The sequence below is a fragment of the Flavobacterium sp. DW-iso2 genome (assembly GCF_058725285.1).
The window spans coordinates 1-15,514 of the sequence record NZ_JBZXDY010000001.1 but is presented as its reverse complement, the minus strand read 5'-3'; the positions used below and the strand labels follow the sequence as shown (position 1 = coordinate 15,514).

Annotated in this window: 15 protein-coding genes; 11 read left to right on the top strand and 4 right to left on the bottom strand. The window is 32.9% G+C overall.

Features of this window, described 5'->3' with window-relative positions:
- Positions 1 to 5: 5 nt before the first annotated feature.
- On the top strand, positions 6 to 1,124 hold the full coding sequence (locus AC4PRO_RS00075) for a GTP cyclohydrolase (protein ID WP_492115826.1): 1,119 nt from the start codon (positions 6 to 8) through the stop codon (positions 1,122 to 1,124).
- Positions 1,125 to 1,203: 79 nt separating this feature from the next.
- Here AC4PRO_RS00075 and AC4PRO_RS00070 read toward each other — a convergent pair whose 3' ends face one another.
- On the bottom strand, positions 1,204 to 1,665 hold the full coding sequence (locus AC4PRO_RS00070) for a hypothetical protein (RefSeq protein WP_492115825.1): 462 nt from the start codon (positions 1,663 to 1,665) through the stop codon (positions 1,204 to 1,206).
- Positions 1,666 to 1,782: 117 nt separating this feature from the next.
- Positions 1,783 to 3,045, bottom strand: a complete 1,263-nt coding sequence (gene capB, locus AC4PRO_RS00065; RefSeq protein ID WP_074723203.1) for a cysteate-C-fatty acyltransferase — start codon at positions 3,043 to 3,045, stop codon at positions 1,783 to 1,785.
- A gap of 216 nt (positions 3,046 to 3,261) precedes the next feature.
- On the opposite strand from capB, the gene AC4PRO_RS00060 reads away from it, so the two are divergent.
- The 5 genes from AC4PRO_RS00060 to AC4PRO_RS00040 all read left to right on the top strand — a co-directional run bounded on the left by AC4PRO_RS00060 (position 3,262) and on the right by AC4PRO_RS00040 (position 8,987).
- Positions 3,262 to 4,062, top strand: a complete 801-nt coding sequence (locus AC4PRO_RS00060; protein WP_492115824.1) for an NYN domain-containing protein — start codon at positions 3,262 to 3,264, stop codon at positions 4,060 to 4,062.
- An 891-nt stretch (positions 4,063 to 4,953) separates the two neighbouring features.
- Positions 4,954 to 5,532, top strand: coding sequence for a non-canonical purine NTP diphosphatase (locus AC4PRO_RS00055; RefSeq protein WP_074723205.1), 579 nt, complete (start codon positions 4,954 to 4,956; stop codon positions 5,530 to 5,532).
- Between the two features lie 203 nt (positions 5,533 to 5,735).
- Positions 5,736 to 7,661, top strand: coding sequence for a DEAD/DEAH box helicase (locus AC4PRO_RS00050; RefSeq protein WP_074723206.1), 1,926 nt, complete (start codon positions 5,736 to 5,738; stop codon positions 7,659 to 7,661).
- A gap of 86 nt (positions 7,662 to 7,747) precedes the next feature.
- Complete coding sequence (locus tag AC4PRO_RS00045; RefSeq protein WP_074723207.1) at positions 7,748 to 8,515, top strand: carboxypeptidase-like regulatory domain-containing protein; 768 nt, start codon at positions 7,748 to 7,750, stop codon at positions 8,513 to 8,515.
- Between the two features lie 133 nt (positions 8,516 to 8,648).
- Positions 8,649 to 8,987 (top strand): DHCW motif cupin fold protein, encoded by a 339-nt coding sequence (locus AC4PRO_RS00040; protein ID WP_074723208.1) that lies wholly within the window; start codon positions 8,649 to 8,651, stop codon positions 8,985 to 8,987.
- A 264-nt stretch (positions 8,988 to 9,251) separates the two neighbouring features.
- Here AC4PRO_RS00040 and AC4PRO_RS00035 read toward each other — a convergent pair whose 3' ends face one another.
- Positions 9,252 to 10,715 carry an aminoacyl-histidine dipeptidase gene (locus AC4PRO_RS00035; RefSeq protein WP_492115823.1) on the bottom strand — a complete coding sequence of 488 codons (1,464 nt, stop codon included), beginning with the start codon at positions 10,713 to 10,715 and terminating at the stop codon, positions 9,252 to 9,254.
- A 346-nt stretch (positions 10,716 to 11,061) separates the two neighbouring features.
- Here AC4PRO_RS00035 and AC4PRO_RS00030 point away from each other — a divergent pair, with 346 nt between their 5' ends.
- The 4 genes from AC4PRO_RS00030 (at position 11,062) to AC4PRO_RS00015 (ending at position 14,093) form a co-directional block, all read left to right on the top strand.
- Positions 11,062 to 11,631, top strand: coding sequence for a hypothetical protein (locus AC4PRO_RS00030; protein ID WP_492115822.1), 570 nt, complete (start codon positions 11,062 to 11,064; stop codon positions 11,629 to 11,631).
- Positions 11,631 to 12,443, top strand: a complete 813-nt coding sequence (locus AC4PRO_RS00025) for a hypothetical protein (protein WP_492115821.1) — start codon at positions 11,631 to 11,633, stop codon at positions 12,441 to 12,443. The genes AC4PRO_RS00030 and AC4PRO_RS00025 overlap by 1 nt, the downstream gene beginning before the upstream one ends.
- Before the next feature lie 174 nt (positions 12,444 to 12,617).
- Positions 12,618 to 13,757, top strand: coding sequence for a hypothetical protein (locus tag AC4PRO_RS00020; protein WP_492115820.1), 1,140 nt, complete (start codon positions 12,618 to 12,620; stop codon positions 13,755 to 13,757).
- A gap of 6 nt (positions 13,758 to 13,763) precedes the next feature.
- A complete protein-coding gene (locus AC4PRO_RS00015; protein ID WP_492115819.1) occupies positions 13,764 to 14,093 on the top strand; it encodes a hypothetical protein in 330 nt (109 codons plus the stop codon).
- Between the two features lie 148 nt (positions 14,094 to 14,241).
- On the opposite strand, the gene AC4PRO_RS00010 is transcribed toward AC4PRO_RS00015, so the two are convergent.
- Positions 14,242 to 14,625 carry a winged helix-turn-helix transcriptional regulator gene (locus tag AC4PRO_RS00010; protein ID WP_492115818.1) on the bottom strand — a complete coding sequence of 128 codons (384 nt, stop codon included), beginning with the start codon at positions 14,623 to 14,625 and terminating at the stop codon, positions 14,242 to 14,244.
- Positions 14,626 to 14,733: 108 nt separating this feature from the next.
- On the opposite strand from AC4PRO_RS00010, the gene AC4PRO_RS00005 reads away from it, so the two are divergent.
- Positions 14,734 to 15,279: an NAD(P)H-dependent oxidoreductase gene (locus tag AC4PRO_RS00005; RefSeq protein ID WP_492115817.1), complete on the top strand. Its 546-nt coding sequence runs from the start codon at positions 14,734 to 14,736 to the stop codon at positions 15,277 to 15,279.
- Positions 15,280 to 15,514: the final 235 nt, after the last annotated feature.

Below are 15,514 nucleotides of genomic sequence, written 5' to 3'. Positions count from 1 at the left end.
TTACAATGATTACTATAAAAGAAGCGATTACAAAAAGTGAATTAACTGCATATGTCAAATTTCCTTTTTCCCTATATAAAGACAACGAGTTCTGGGTTCCACCCATCATTGCAGACGAGTTAGAATCTTTTGATAAAAAGAAAAACCCTGCTTTCGAGAATGCTGAAGCTTATTTTTTTCTTGCCTACAGAAATGATGAAATTGTTGGACGAATTTCAGCAATTATCAATTGGAGCGAGGTAAATGATCAACAAAAAAAGAAAGTGCGTTTTGGATGGTTTGACGTAATTGATGATCTTGAAGTCACGAAAGCTCTTTTAGAAAAAGTATATGAATTAGGAAAGAAAAACGGACTCGAATATGTAGAAGGGCCTATGGGTTTTTCAAATCTAGATAAAGTAGGAGTATTGACCGAAGGATTTGACCAATTAGGAACGATGATTACCTGGTACAACCATCCTTACTACGCCACACATTTTGAACAATTGGGTTATACAACCGAAAAAGAATATATCGAAAGTAAATTTCCTTTCGAAAATGTAAAGCCTGAATTTTTTGAGAAGGCAAATGATTTGGTAAAAAGAAGATACCAACTAAGTCCACTTAATTTTAAGACTACAAAAGAGGTAATGCCACACGTGGATAAAATGTTTGATTTATTCAATGAATCCTATGCCTCTTTATCTTCTTTTGTAGCCATAACTGATATTCAAAAAGAATATTTTAAAAAAAAGTACATCAGCTTGATCAATCCTGAGTATATTAAATTTGTAGAAGACAAAGACCATAATATTGTTGCTTTCAGTATTGTTATGCCTTCCTTTTCTAAAGCTTTGCAAAAGGCAAAAGGAAAATTATTCCCTTTTGGTTTTATTCATTTACTTAAAGCTAAAAAACAAAGTAAAGATATGATTTTTTATCTCATTGGTGTTCATCCTGACTATCAGAACAAGGCAGTTACAGCAATAATTTTTAATGAATACTATCTTACTTTTAAAGAAAAAGGAGTGGTAAATTGCTTCCGCACACCTGAATTGGCAGATAACATAGCCGTTCATAATCTATGGAAACATTTTAATCCAGAAATTCATTGCAGAAGAAAAACTTTCAGGATAGCGTTATAACTTTCCTATCGAAATTTATAAAGAAGCCCATTTTACAAAAGTAAAATGGGCTTCTTATATTTACAGTTTCTATAAAGCATCACCTCTTACAATCCGCTTTTGACAAAACTGGTTTCCCTTCAAATTTTAATTGGCTAACATCCTTAAATTGTACTTTCCCGTTATTATCATCTATCACATCTCCGAAGCCTTCAATGTAAGTTTCTCCCTTTTTTAAAAATGCGATCTGACGAACTGATAATATCCCTTCCGAAATAAAAGTATAATCTGCAATAAGCGTGTGTCCTTTTAACTGCCCTACAAATGTCCCTTCATTTCTATCTTTTTCATAAAAATTGTAACTTAATTTTCCTTTAGCAACATGATTCCCTAAAATCGTCAAACTCATCAAAATAGTGTCTTTATTAATACTGCCGCTATAACATTTTTCAGAAATAGTTACTTTACCAATAGTTTTTTCTAGAACATCTGGAGTTACTTCTTCTTTACATGAAATGAAAAGGGCGACAAATACCACAATTATTATACTGCCATTCTTCATAATTACCTTATTAATAATTCTCTTTAAATTTACACAAAAACTACATTTATAACCTATAAAAAAAATCCATTCGTTATTAGCGAATGGATTTTAAATATAAATTGTAGTATAAACAAACTATGCGTCTAAATCAACTTTAGTTTTTGATGCAATTTCTTTATAAGTACCATTTTCTAACTTCTCACGAATTGCTTCAAAAGCAACTAGCGTCTCATCAATGTCAGACAATGTATGAGGAGCCGTTGGAATCACACGTAGTAAAATCATTCCTTTTGGAATCACAGGATAAATAACAATCGACAAGAAAATTCCGTAATTTTCTCTCAAATCATTTACCATAACCATCGCTTCAGGAACACTTCCTTCAAGATAAACAGGTGTTACACAAGTATTAGTGTCTCCTATGTTAAATCCTTTACTTCTTAAACCACTTTGTAGAGCATTAACATTCTCCCAAAGTTTAGCTTTCAATTCTGGGTGATTGCGTAACAGATCTAAACGTTTCAATGAACCAATAACTTGAATCATTGGTAATGATTTAGCAAACATTTGAGAACGTAAGTTGTATTTTAGGTAATCAATAATGTCCTTATCTGCTGCAACAAAAGCACCAATGTTAGCCATTGATTTTGCAAAAGTAGAAAAGTAAACATCAATGTCATCTTGAACTCCTTGCTCCTCACCTGCACCTGCACCTGTTTCTCCTAGTGTACCAAAACCATGTGCATCATCAACTAATAAACGGAAATTATATTTTTGCTTCATTGCAACAATCTCTCTCAGTTTTCCTTGTTGACCACGCATTCCAAAAACACCTTCAGTAATAAATAAGATACCTCCACCATTCTCTGTAGCTAATTTTGTAGCACGTTGCAGGTTTTTCTCCATGCTTTCAATGTCATTATGTCTGTAGGTAAAACGTTTACCCATATGCAAACGAACACCATCAATAATACAAGCATGAGCATCTACATCATATACAATTACATCATTTTTAGTAACCAAAGCATCAATAATAGATACCATTCCCTGGTAACCAAAATTCAATAAATAAGCAGATTCTTTCATTACAAAAGCTGCCAATTCATTCTCTAATTGCTCATGATATTTTGTATGACCACTCATCATTCTAGCTCCCATAGGGTAAGCTGCACCGTATTGAATCGCTGCATCGGCATCTGCTCTTCTCACCTCAGGGTGATTCGCTAAACCTAAATAGTCGTTCAAACTCCAGTTCAAAATCTCTTTTCCACCAAACTGCATTCTTGGACCCAAATCACCTTCTAACTTGGGGAAAACAAAATATCCCTCAGCTTGCGAAGCCCATTTTCCTAGTGGTCCTTTATTGTTCTGAATCCTTTCGAATAAATCTTTTACCATAATATATTTAAGTAATAATTTTAACTTTAAGAAGTTGCAAAAATAAATATTTAAACCTTAAAAAAGGATTTTATGTCATTTTTTTTTAGTACCCGTCTCGCACATTATTCTTTTTCCTATCAAAAAGGAGTGTTATGTCATGGTGAGAAAGGCAAAAATTCATTTTCAATAATAAACTTTGTACCTTTGAATAAATATTTCAATTCGACATAATTTATGGCACAAGATACAAAAGAATTAAAACTGGCTGTTCTAATTGACGCAGACAACGTTCCCTATAGTAACGTAAAAGGAATGATGGAAGAAATAGCCAAATTTGGAACACCTACGACAAAACGTATATATGCCGATTGGACGAAGCCAAATGCTGGAGGCTGGAAAAGTGTTTTATTAGAACATGCAATCACCCCCATTCAACAATACAGTTATACCGTTGGAAAAAATTCTTCAGATTCAGCAATGATAATTGACGCCATGGATTTATTGTATTCTGACAAGGTAGATGGATTTTGTATCGTTTCGAGTGATTCTGATTTTACCCGACTAGCGATACGATTGAGAGAATCCGGAATGAAAGTTATTGGAATTGGAGAAAAGAAAACACCTAATTCCTTTATTGTAGCCTGTGATCGATTTATTTACATCGAAGTTTTGGATGGTGCTATTCAGAAAAAAGCTAAAAAACGCTCTGCAGACATCAAAAAACCAGTCGAAAAACCCGTTGGGAAAACGATTGAAAAACCGATTGAGAAATCATCTTTAAACAAAATAGACACACAAACTATCGAACTCATTGAAAGTACAATCGAAGATATTTGCGATGACGACGGCTGGGCCTTTCTTGGTGATGTTGGAAATCTTATCGTAAAAAGAAAACCCGAATTCGATCCTAGAAATTATGGCTTTGTAAAACTAACTCCAATGTTAAAATCATTGACCGATATTCTAGAAATCGATGAAAGAGATTCAGAAAAAAAAGGAATTAAGCATGTTTATGTACGATTGCGTTTCAGCTAGGCTAATTCTTTTTTTCGTTTACATAACACTCACTACATCTGGTAGATGAATTTTTCGCCTTAGCTGTAAAACGATTCAATAAAGAAGTCGTTCTACGAATTAATGTGCGTGGTATAAATTTAAACATTAATTCGATTTATATTTCACGAATAATTTAAGAATGGTTAAAATACATTTTAAAAAAAATTATCATACAAAAAAGGAGGGCTATTAAAGCCCTCCAAGTGTTAGTTCTGATTTACCATTATCAACTCATACAATTAATAAAGTATAGCTGAATATTGCGTTGTCATTCTCATGTGAAGATTGATATACACAAGTAATTAATCAAAACCACATATCAAAGATACAATTAAATGCGACAAAAAAATTTATAAATCAGGCTTTTAACTAATGATTAACCACTTGACAATCAGTAATTAAAGAATCTTCATTTTTATTAATACATATTAAATTTATTGATATCAATTCGATTCATTTTTAGAATTTCCACAATTCTATATAAATACTGCTTAACCACAGAGCCCAATTTCTACGATATATTTCAATAAAAAGGAGGCCTTGTTACAGACCTCCAATTTTTAGACTTTGGTTTATCATCATCAACTCATACCTCTCGATACAATTGACTATTAAATACGCTACTCCTTCCAGATGGCCATAATCAATAACAAACCAAAACCATACTCAAAGATACAACCAATATATCTTTAATCATTTGATAATTAGACTTTTAACACCTTTTTAACTTGTCTGAAAAATGTTAAACTAAAGCCCATCGACAAGCTAGCTTACAAACCACTTCTCATTCCTAAATTATTAAAGGATGCTAATATACTTTAGACCTATTTTAAAAAACACCTATCTTTGATCAATCCAAAATCAAAATAAATGAAACTCGTCTTCGCATCAAACAATAAAAACAAAATAAAGGAAATTCAACAACTACTTCCATCAACTATAGAAATAGTAAGCTTGGAAGACATTGGTTGCCATGAGGAGATTCCAGAAACTGCCGACACTATCGAAGGCAATGCGATTTTAAAAGCCAATTATGTGACTGAAAAATATGGCTATGATTGTTTTGCGGATGATACAGGACTCGAAGTGGAAGCGCTGAACGGAGCTCCCGGAGTGTATTCTGCCAGATATGCAGGCGAACAACGCAGCTCTGAAGACAACATGGATAAACTATTGGAAGCCTTATCTGATAAATCCGATAGGAATGCCCAATTCAAAACGGTAATTACTTTGAATATAAAGGGGAAGCAACATCTTTTTACTGGTATAGCTCAAGGCCAAATCACCTTAGCCAAAGCCGGAACTGAAGGTTTTGGTTATGATCCCATCTTCCAACCTGAAGGGTATCAGGAAACTTTCGCCGAAGTGTCGTCTGCAATAAAAAATCAGATCAGTCACAGAGCAAAAGCAACACAGCTGCTAATCCGCTTTTTGAAAAACGAAAAATAAGCGTTAATATTTAACAATTTTAATATGTATTTTTATAATTCTCGCCGTTATTTCTTTATCTAATTCCAAATTCAAAGGGCGAAATCTAAAATTAAAAATATAACTTTCTGATAATCAAATATTAATAAAACAACAAAACTTGAAATAGCATTAGTTTATATCAATTATTAACAGTAATTTTGCACCCTATTTTAAAAATACATATGAATAAATTTGAACAATTAGGATTGAGTGAATCGTTACTGAAGGCGATTTTAGATCTAGGATTTGAGAATCCGACCGAAGTACAGGAGAAAGCGATTCCCCTATTATTGGAAAAAGACACAGATATGGTTGCGTTGGCTCAAACAGGGACAGGGAAAACGGCAGCATTTGGATTTCCAGTTATTCAGAAAATTGATGCCGACAACAGAAATACACAAGCATTGATTTTATCTCCAACACGCGAACTTTGTTTGCAGATTACCAACGAAATTAAAAACTACTCTAAATACGAAAAAGGTATTAATGTGGTAGCAGTTTACGGTGGAGCTAGCATAACAGACCAAGCAAGAGAAATTAAGAGAGGTGCACAAATTATTGTAGCAACTCCAGGAAGAATGCAAGATATGATTAACAGAGGATTGGTAAACATTTCTCAAATCAATTACTGTATTCTAGATGAGGCTGACGAAATGTTGAATATGGGTTTCTACGAAGATATCGTAAATATCCTATCCACTACGCCAGACGAAAAAAACACATGGTTATTCTCGGCTACAATGCCAGCAGAAGTAGCTAGAATTGGAAAACAATTCATGCGTGACCCAATTGAAATTACCGTAGGAGCTAAGAATTCAGGTTCTGCAACAGTTTCACATGAGTTTTACCTTGTAAACGCACGTGACCGTTACGAAGCTTTGAAACGTTTAGCTGATGCTAATCCAGATATCTTCTCTGTAGTTTTCTGTAGAACAAAACGTGATACACAAGCTGTTGCTGAGAAATTAGTAGAAGATGGATACAGCGCCGCTGCATTGCACGGAGATTTATCTCAAGCGCAACGTGATGGTGTAATGAAGTCTTTTAGAGGAAGACAAATCCAAATGCTTGTAGCTACTGATGTTGCAGCACGTGGAATTGACGTTGACAACATTACTCACGTAGTAAACTATCAACTACCTGACGAAATAGAAACTTACAATCACCGCTCAGGTCGTACTGGTCGTGCTGGTAAATTAGGTACTTCTATTGTAATTGTAACTAAAAGCGAATTGCGTAAGATTTCTTCTATTGAAAGAATCATCAAACAAAAATTTGAAGAAAAAACAGTTCCTTCAGGAATCGAAATCTGCGAAATCCAATTATTGCACTTAGCTAATAAGATTAAGGATGTAGAAGTTGATCACGAAATTGACAACTATCTTCCGGCAATTAATAACGTACTTGAAGACTTATCGAAAGAAGAGTTAATCAAGAAAATGGTTTCAGTTGAATTCAACCGTTTCATCAACTATTACAAGAAAACTAGAGACATCTCTAATCAATCTTCAGGTTCTGAAAGACGTGATGACAGAGATGGTACTCCAAGAGAAAATAATAATGGTGGTGCAACAAGATATTTTGTGAACATAGGTTCTAGAGATAACTTCGATTGGATGTCATTAAAAGATTACTTGAAAGAGACATTAGACTTAGGTCGTGATGATGTTTTCAAAGTAGACGTAAAAGAAGGTTTCTCTTTCTTTAACACTGATCCTGAGCACACCGATAAAGTAATGGAAGTGTTGAACAACGTACAATTAGAAGGACGTCGTATCAATGTTGAAATTTCTAAAAATGATGGTGGCGGAAGACGTGATCACAACGGAAGAAGTTCTGGTGGTGGTTTTGGTGGCGGAAGAAGTTCTGCTCCAAGAAGAGAAGGTAGTTTTGCACCAAGAAGAGAAGGCTCTGGTGGTGGTTTTAGAAGCGATAGAAACTCAGCCCCAAGAGAAGGTGGTTTCGGCGGAAGAAGCTCAGCTCCGAGAGAAGGTGGCTTTGAAAGAAGAAGCTCAGCTCCAAGAAGCGAAGGTTCTTCAGATAGAGCTCCTAGACGTTCTGAAAGTTTTGGTGACGCACCTAAACCAAGAAGACCAAGAAGAGACTAACATCTACTGTTAATTTTCTTATAATTATAAGAGAACTATAAAATATTTAATCCTGTTTTACTACTTTTAAAGTTTTAAATCAGTTTATGAAATATTTTATAGTTCTCTTTTTTTTAGCACTATCCTTAACCGCATCTGCACAAGAGATAGTTCATTCCCAAAAAGTATCCGGCTTTATCTATAACGACAACACTAAGTCGGCATTGATTAATGCAAATATCATCAATATCAATAAAGTTAGAGGAGCACGAACCGATTCTAACGGTTACTTTGAAATTGATGTACAACCAACCGACACCCTGCATATTTCCCTTTTAGGGTTTCAATCCCTTCGAGTTAAAGTTACGAATGACTGGATCAAGAACAAAGTAGCTAAGATTTTCCTTACCGAGAGTGCTATTGCACTTGAAGAAGTAGTCATTAGACCGTTTAACTTAACAGGATATCTGGAAGTAGATTCAAAAACAATTCCCACAAGTGAAAATTACCGCTATAGTATTTCTGGCTTAACGCATGGATATGAAGCAGGTGAATACTCTCCAAATGCGTTTGGGAGAGTTCTTGGCTCCATTTTCAACCCCGCAGATATGCTTTATAATTTCTTTGGTAACAACCCAAAAGAATTAAAAAAATTAAAAGAAATGCGTAAGGACGATACAGTGCGTAATCTTCTAGAATCAAAGTTTGACAGAGAAACCCTTGCAGTGCTTTTAGGGATTGATAAAAAAGAAATACCTGAAATATTGCAACGTTGTAATTACTCTGAATCCTTTATTCAAACCGCAAATGACCTTCAAATTATGGACGCTATCAGTGGCTGTTATGAGGAATATAAAATCTTGAAGAAAAGATAAAGGAAAATAAAATTCCAATCCCTAAGTTTAGGGATAAATTCCAAAAATTGAATTCTCCAATTACGATGAGTAGTTGGGGATTTTTATTTAGAAAAAACTCCTATATTACATTACAAATTATAACGCCAGAAACATGTCAAACATACCTTTCCAAACGATCGACTGGAATGCGATAGAAAAAATAGCATATCCAGGAGAAACTGGAACAGCCTACTGGCAGACAATACAATTGGGCGGACTAAGAATTAGAAAAGTAACCTATAGCGAAAATTACCTAGCAGATCACTGGTGCCAAAAAGGACATATAGTCCATTGTCTGAAAGGGAATTTCGTTAGCGAAATGGCAACGGGAGAAGAAATCCAACTTACGGAAGGAATGACCTATGTCGTTTCAGATGATTTAAGTTCTCATCGATCCATAACTGCAGCTGCTGTTGAATTATTAATCATCGACGGGGATTTTTTAAAATAATATTTAGAAGAAACCAAAATATTACATACATTTACCTACACTAAACACGAAAATTCAAATACTAATATCATGGCAAAAAGTCAAGACGCGAAGAAAACCGCCAAAAAAGAGCCTCTTAAAACGGCTAAAGAAAAGAAAGAAGAAAAAAGAGAAAAGAAAAACAGTCCAAAAAGAGATTAAAAATTAGTGTTCAGCACTCAGATAATAGTGTTCAGTTATACATAAACTGAACACTATTTTTTTTTAAATACTGAACACTAAATACTATTTCAACGGAATATTCGCTAGAATTTCTAACAAAAGTTTCCAAAATTTTTGAGATGATGAGATACTCGCTCTTTCATCAGGAGAATGTGCTCCACGAATAGTAGGGCCAAAAGAAATCATATCCATCTCTGGGTAATTTGTTCCCAGAATCCCACATTCTAATCCTGCATGACAAGCTACAACACTTGGTTTTTCACCCGTTTGTTTCTCATAAATAGGGACTAAAACATCTAGAATTTCAGATTCAGCATTTGGTGTCCAACCAGGATACGATCCTGCAAGCTCTACTTCACAACCCATCAATTCAAAAGCGGATGTCAAAGCATTCGCTAAATCAAACTTAGCCGTTTCTACAGACGAACGCGTTAAACACTGTACAGAAAGCTTTCCTTCGCCTAAAACTACTTTAGCTATATTATTAGACGTTTCTACTAAATCAGCAAAGTCAGCGCTCATTCTATACACACCGTTGTGAGCAGTATACATCGCTCTTACAAAATAATACTGAGCAATAGACGGCATTACTTTTGCCGGCGTAGTATCCAGTTTCTCAAAAACCACCTCTAAATTAGGTTCCGTTGTTTTTAATTCTGTTTTTATATCATTAACCACCTGTTGCATATCAAACACAAAAGCTTCATCAAATACCGAAGCAATAATTACTTGCGCCACACTTTCACGCGGAATAGCATTACGAAGGCTTCCCCCTTTAATTTCAGCTATTTGTAATCCAAAATTATCAAAACCATCAAATAACAGGCGGTTCATAATTTTATTAGCATTCCCCAGTCCTTTGTGAATATCCATTCCTGAATGCCCACCATTTAATCCTTTTACGGTAATTGAATACCCCACAGAACCTTCAGGAGTTTCCTCTTCATCATACTCAGCAGTAGCAGTAACGTCAATTCCACCAGCACAGCCAATGTCGATTTCGTCATCCTCTTCAGTATCTAAATTCAAAAGAATTTGTCCTTGCAAGATTCCGCCTTTTAGATTCAAAGCACCCGTCATTCCAGTTTCTTCGTCAATAGTAAACAAAGCTTCAATCGCAGGATGCGCAATATCTGTACTTTCTAAAATTGCCATAATTGCGGCAACTCCTAATCCATTATCTGCACCAAGCGTAGTTCCTCTAGCACGCACCCAGTCTTCATCAACATACATATCGATTCCCTGTGTATCGAAATCAAAAACAGTATCCGAATTTTTCTGGTGTACCATATCCAAGTGTCCCTGCATTACTATCGCTTTGCGGTTTTCCATTCCTGGAGTCGCCGGCTTGCGGATAATCACATTACGAATATCATCTTCAAAAGTTTCTAATCCAAGGCTTTTACCAAAGTTTTTCATGAACTCAATCACTCTTTCTTCTTTTTTTGAAGGGCGAGGAACGGCATTCAAATCGGCAAACTTATTCCAAAGCACTTTTGGTTCTAAATTTCTTATCTCTTGACTCATTTATTGTTGTTTGAAGTTTAACATTTTTAAAGCTCAAAGTTACAAAGTTTAAAATCGTTTTTAGCCTTACAAGGAAATTTCTCTCTTAAAATTAGCACAATCTTTTGGGCGTGCCACCAGTATAAAAAGGGGCTTATTTATTTTGCGCGCACAAAGCCCCTTTCTAAACTGCTGTCAGGTGATACGCACTACTTCGGTAGTTAGCTCCTCCCCTTCACGCGAGCAACTGCAAATAGATAAGATTTAAAAAAGAAAGAAAATACTTAAAACCTAGTGTTAAATATCAAAAAAGATGTATATATTTGATGTTATCTACTAGTTGGCAGAAATATTAAAAAAACGAATCGTGAATAAACAAAATATAGAAGTGAAAGACCAATTCAGTTTTTTTAATGAGTTAGTTTTCGAAGAAAAAATTGTCCTAAATAAAGAAATTGTTCTAAAACCAAAAAAAAGTAATGTTTTTTGGTTTGAAGGTCAATCAAACGTTCAACACAATACTATTAGTGAAGACGTTGTTTTTATGGTTGAGCAAAGTAAGAGAGATAATAAATACGGAATAAAACTTCGGTGTCAAAATTTCATTAAACAACCATACTTTAGATTTGACTCTGATGGTCCTGCACACCGAAATGAAAATCCACAAATTCCACTTGAAGAACAATCAATTAAAACTCCTCATTTCAATTCATTTGATGAAAATGGTAATTATATAGCATACCAAAATGAAACTTTAAAAAATGAAACTGAAGCGCAAATAATTGCAAATGACATAAATTTTGGAATTTCATTATTTTGTATGGAGACAAATTCAAAGTTAATTGATAATAATTTTCCAACTGTCGCTCAACTAATTCAAGAATTAGGTTTTGAAGAAAATAATAATATTAACTTTGATAACATTAATTTTGAATAATGGAAAACGAAAAAGTAATTGAACAAATAAAGAAGTCTTTTTGTAACTTAACAAGTTTCAAAGAAAGAGAAAATGCCTTAGAGATAATAACTGCATTTTCAACCATTAATAATAAATTTGTTTCAGTTTTTGTAACCATTACAAATCAGAAAATCGTGGTTACAGATAGCGGTTGGATTGATCAAAATTATTATGAAACTCCATATTTTGAAGAATCAGAAGATTTAATAAGAAGAATAATTTCTTCTTATTCTTTAAATTATAAAGTAAAATCAACTTTAGACAAATCAGGTATTGAATATTATTATAAAATCTGTAGCAAAATTGAAGAAATTCCCAGTGCCGTATTTGATTTAGCAAATTTTATTGTAGGTGCTGTTAATTCATTTTGCATACAGTACAAAGATGAAAAAGAGGAAAAAGAAAGAGAAACTTTTAGAAGTGATGCAAATACATTTTTAAAGGTTAACTACATCGAAGATGTAAAACTAAGACATTATTTAGATGATTATAAAAACATAAAATTTAATGCGATTATTACAAAAAAATCAAAAATAAATTTAATCACTTATGTTACTGGTTCTACTCCAAGTTACTTTGAAAATGATTTAAGAAAATCAATTGTGAATTTTGAAATTGCTTTCAAATCAAAATATGAAAATTTCATAGATGAAAGATTAACAATTTTTAATGACAAATCAGAAGGATATTCTCCTGAAAGATCATCTTCTCTAATTCAACTTTTAAATGAAAAAACGACCAAAGAACCAATAATGTGGTCTGAGAAGGAACGTATATTAGAATACATATAAAAATACTTCTGCCAACCGCCATTTTGATATAGCTGGAATTTAGTGGAATTATCGTCCCGCATCAAGTTTTCGTTAAGCCGAAAATTGAGCGGTTACGAACTTCCAGCCATCTCAAAGTGGCATAACGTTGCCAGCAAGTGTAACCAAAAAACTGAACTAAACCAGATTTATAAAATGAAAATAATTCTTACTCTTTGTATTTCAGTCCTATTAATAAGTTGTTCGAAAAATCCAGACCCTTTTTTAGAGATTGAATTTGGAAAAATATCAAAAAATAAATTTGTTGAATTAATGAAATCCGAAAAGGTTTTAATTCCTAATGAAAAAGACACAACATCATCTTTAAGGTATTTTTTAAAAACAAGCGATAAAAAAATTCCAATCATAGTTTATATCAATGAAGAGGGATGGCTCACAAATTATAATCTTGGTAAGTTACGAAAGCTCAAGTTTGATATCGGAACAGATACTAAAGAAACTGGATATATTTGTACAGGTTGTGGACCAATCTCAAAAGATGATGTTGATTTAATTTATAATTATTATTTAGAACAATATGGTAAACCTGATTCGTTAGTAGAAAAAAATAAATACACTTATGGCGGAGATAAACACAAAGACAGATTACAAAAAGCACTTGACGAAATAAATCATAAAAATCCACGTATTGATAAAACTGTCCCTAAAAGTAAAAAAGCAATTTGGATGAAAAACAATTTCAAACTAATCATTGATATTCCTCACCCAACAAAAGATGAATCAAATGGCGGAAAATTTTATTACAATATGCGAAATTCTGAAGAAGGTGATGTTTCTATAACATATGAAATGAAAAATTATAAAAAAGAATTTAATAGAATTTTAGATTCAATAAGATTGTCACTAAAACCAAATGATATTATAGATTTACATTTAAAAAATCCAAATTGGTACACTTTGAATACAAACAATTCGAAATTAGTTATTGCGTTAGGACAAGTAACCCGAAAAGACAAAGAAGAGCCAAAAAGAGTAAAAGGATTTAAATACGATATTGTTTTTACTGATTCATTCGGTGAAGAACTTTACAGATTTAAAAATAGAACATTTGACATTGATAATGAACAAAGTTATCTAGAAAGTCGAGCAAGTAAAGGTCATAATGGACTATTAATGTTTATTGATTCAAATATATCATTTAATGTAGATTATAATAATCTTACTGAACAAGGTCGAAAATTAGAAAACTTAAAGAATTTTATAAAATCAAATAAAGTAATAATTAAGGCAGACATTAAAAAAGTTTTATATGAAGACAACACTATTTTACAATGAAAAACTATGGAAACAGTATTTTTTACGTTATTAGGCACGATAATAGGATCCTTGACTAGTGGTATAATTACATATTGCTTACAAAAACAAAGATTTGCGCAAGAATTAAAAATTAAACAAGAAGAATTTAAAACAGAATTTATTGCTGAAAATACAATTAAACATTTTCTAAATGATGAAAGATATTCAGACAGAACATTTTCTACAATAAAAAAACATTTAGGTGGATTTGAAGATAATGAGTTGAGAAAATTATTAGTAAGGTCGGGGGCAATTCGCATTTATAATAAAAATGAAGAAGAACTCTGGACACTATTAATTAAAGATAATAAATAAAAACACCAGCTGGCAACATCGGTTTGGCTATATGGCGGGTTTAGTGCTAAATTCAAGTTCAGTTTTTCAGTTGAACTTTAGTGCAAAACGGAAAAATTCGTCTTCGATTTCCGCCACATCGCCAAGCCGAGAACCGTTGTACGACATTTTACAAAGCGCCAGAGATATCGGTAAACTCACCCTTTTCATTCACGATTTGATTGCCCCAAATGGTTAAAGCATTTAAAACTGGAATAAATGACTTGCCAAAATCAGTTAAGCAATAAATAACTTTAATAGGAGGTTTTTTACCATAAACTTTTCTTGAAATTAAACCATCTTTTTCCAATTGTTTCAATTGCAAACTCAAAGTCATTTCCGTAACCGAGAACAACTCTTTTTTTAGTTCACTAAATCGTTTTTGACTGTCTTGCAAATGATAAAGAATAACTGTTTTCCATTTGCCACCAACTAAATCCATCGCTAAACTTACTGAACAAGGATAAATTTTATTAGCAAGTTTCACATACTTTCCGAAACATTCATCTTCCATTTGACTAAATTTTAAACCTATCAAATATGATAGTTATTGCAAATTTAGATAACTAAACATAGTTTTGCAACTATCATTTTAATAGTTTAAAAATTTAAAACAAAAAATATGGCATTAATTATTTTAGGACATCCTAACATTGAAAAATCTTTGGCAAACAAAACAATTATTGAGGAAATTAAAAATAGTGAACTTGAAATTGAAATTAGGAATATTAACACATTATATCCAAACTTTGAAATAAATCCTAAAAAAGAACAAGAAGCATTATTAAGGCATAAAACAATAGTTTTTCAATATCCAATCTTTTGGTATAATATGCCTGCAATTCTAAAACAATGGTTTGATGTTGTTTTAGAATATCAATTTGCTTATGGCTCTAAAGGCGACAAATTGAAAGATAAAAATTTTATTCCAAGTTTTACTGTTGGAGCGCCTGAAAATGAATATACAACTTTAAGAGAACATCATTTTAGAATTTACGAATTTTGTAAAAATTTAGAACAAACTGCTTATTATACACAAATGAATTACGTTGAGCCGTTTTACTTTCACGGTACTTCCATTAATGCAGGTTATACAGAAGAGGATATTAAAATTAAAGCAAGAAATCAGGCGCAGAATTTAATAGAATTATTGAAGAAAATGGGGTAAAAAAACGTCGTACAACAGCGGTTTTGCGAGATTGCGAAATATGTGGTGAATTCACGTTTATCTTTCGCAAGAAATTTTATCTTAGCAGAAAATATGCGGTTACGAAGTTCGCAACCTCGCAAAGCCGCAAAACGTTGTACAACATTTTGGTCGTTAGCGGAGAATTCAATAACCTAACGCAACAAATGATAAATTTTATCTTTGTTGAATTATGAAAAAAACGTACAAGCGAATT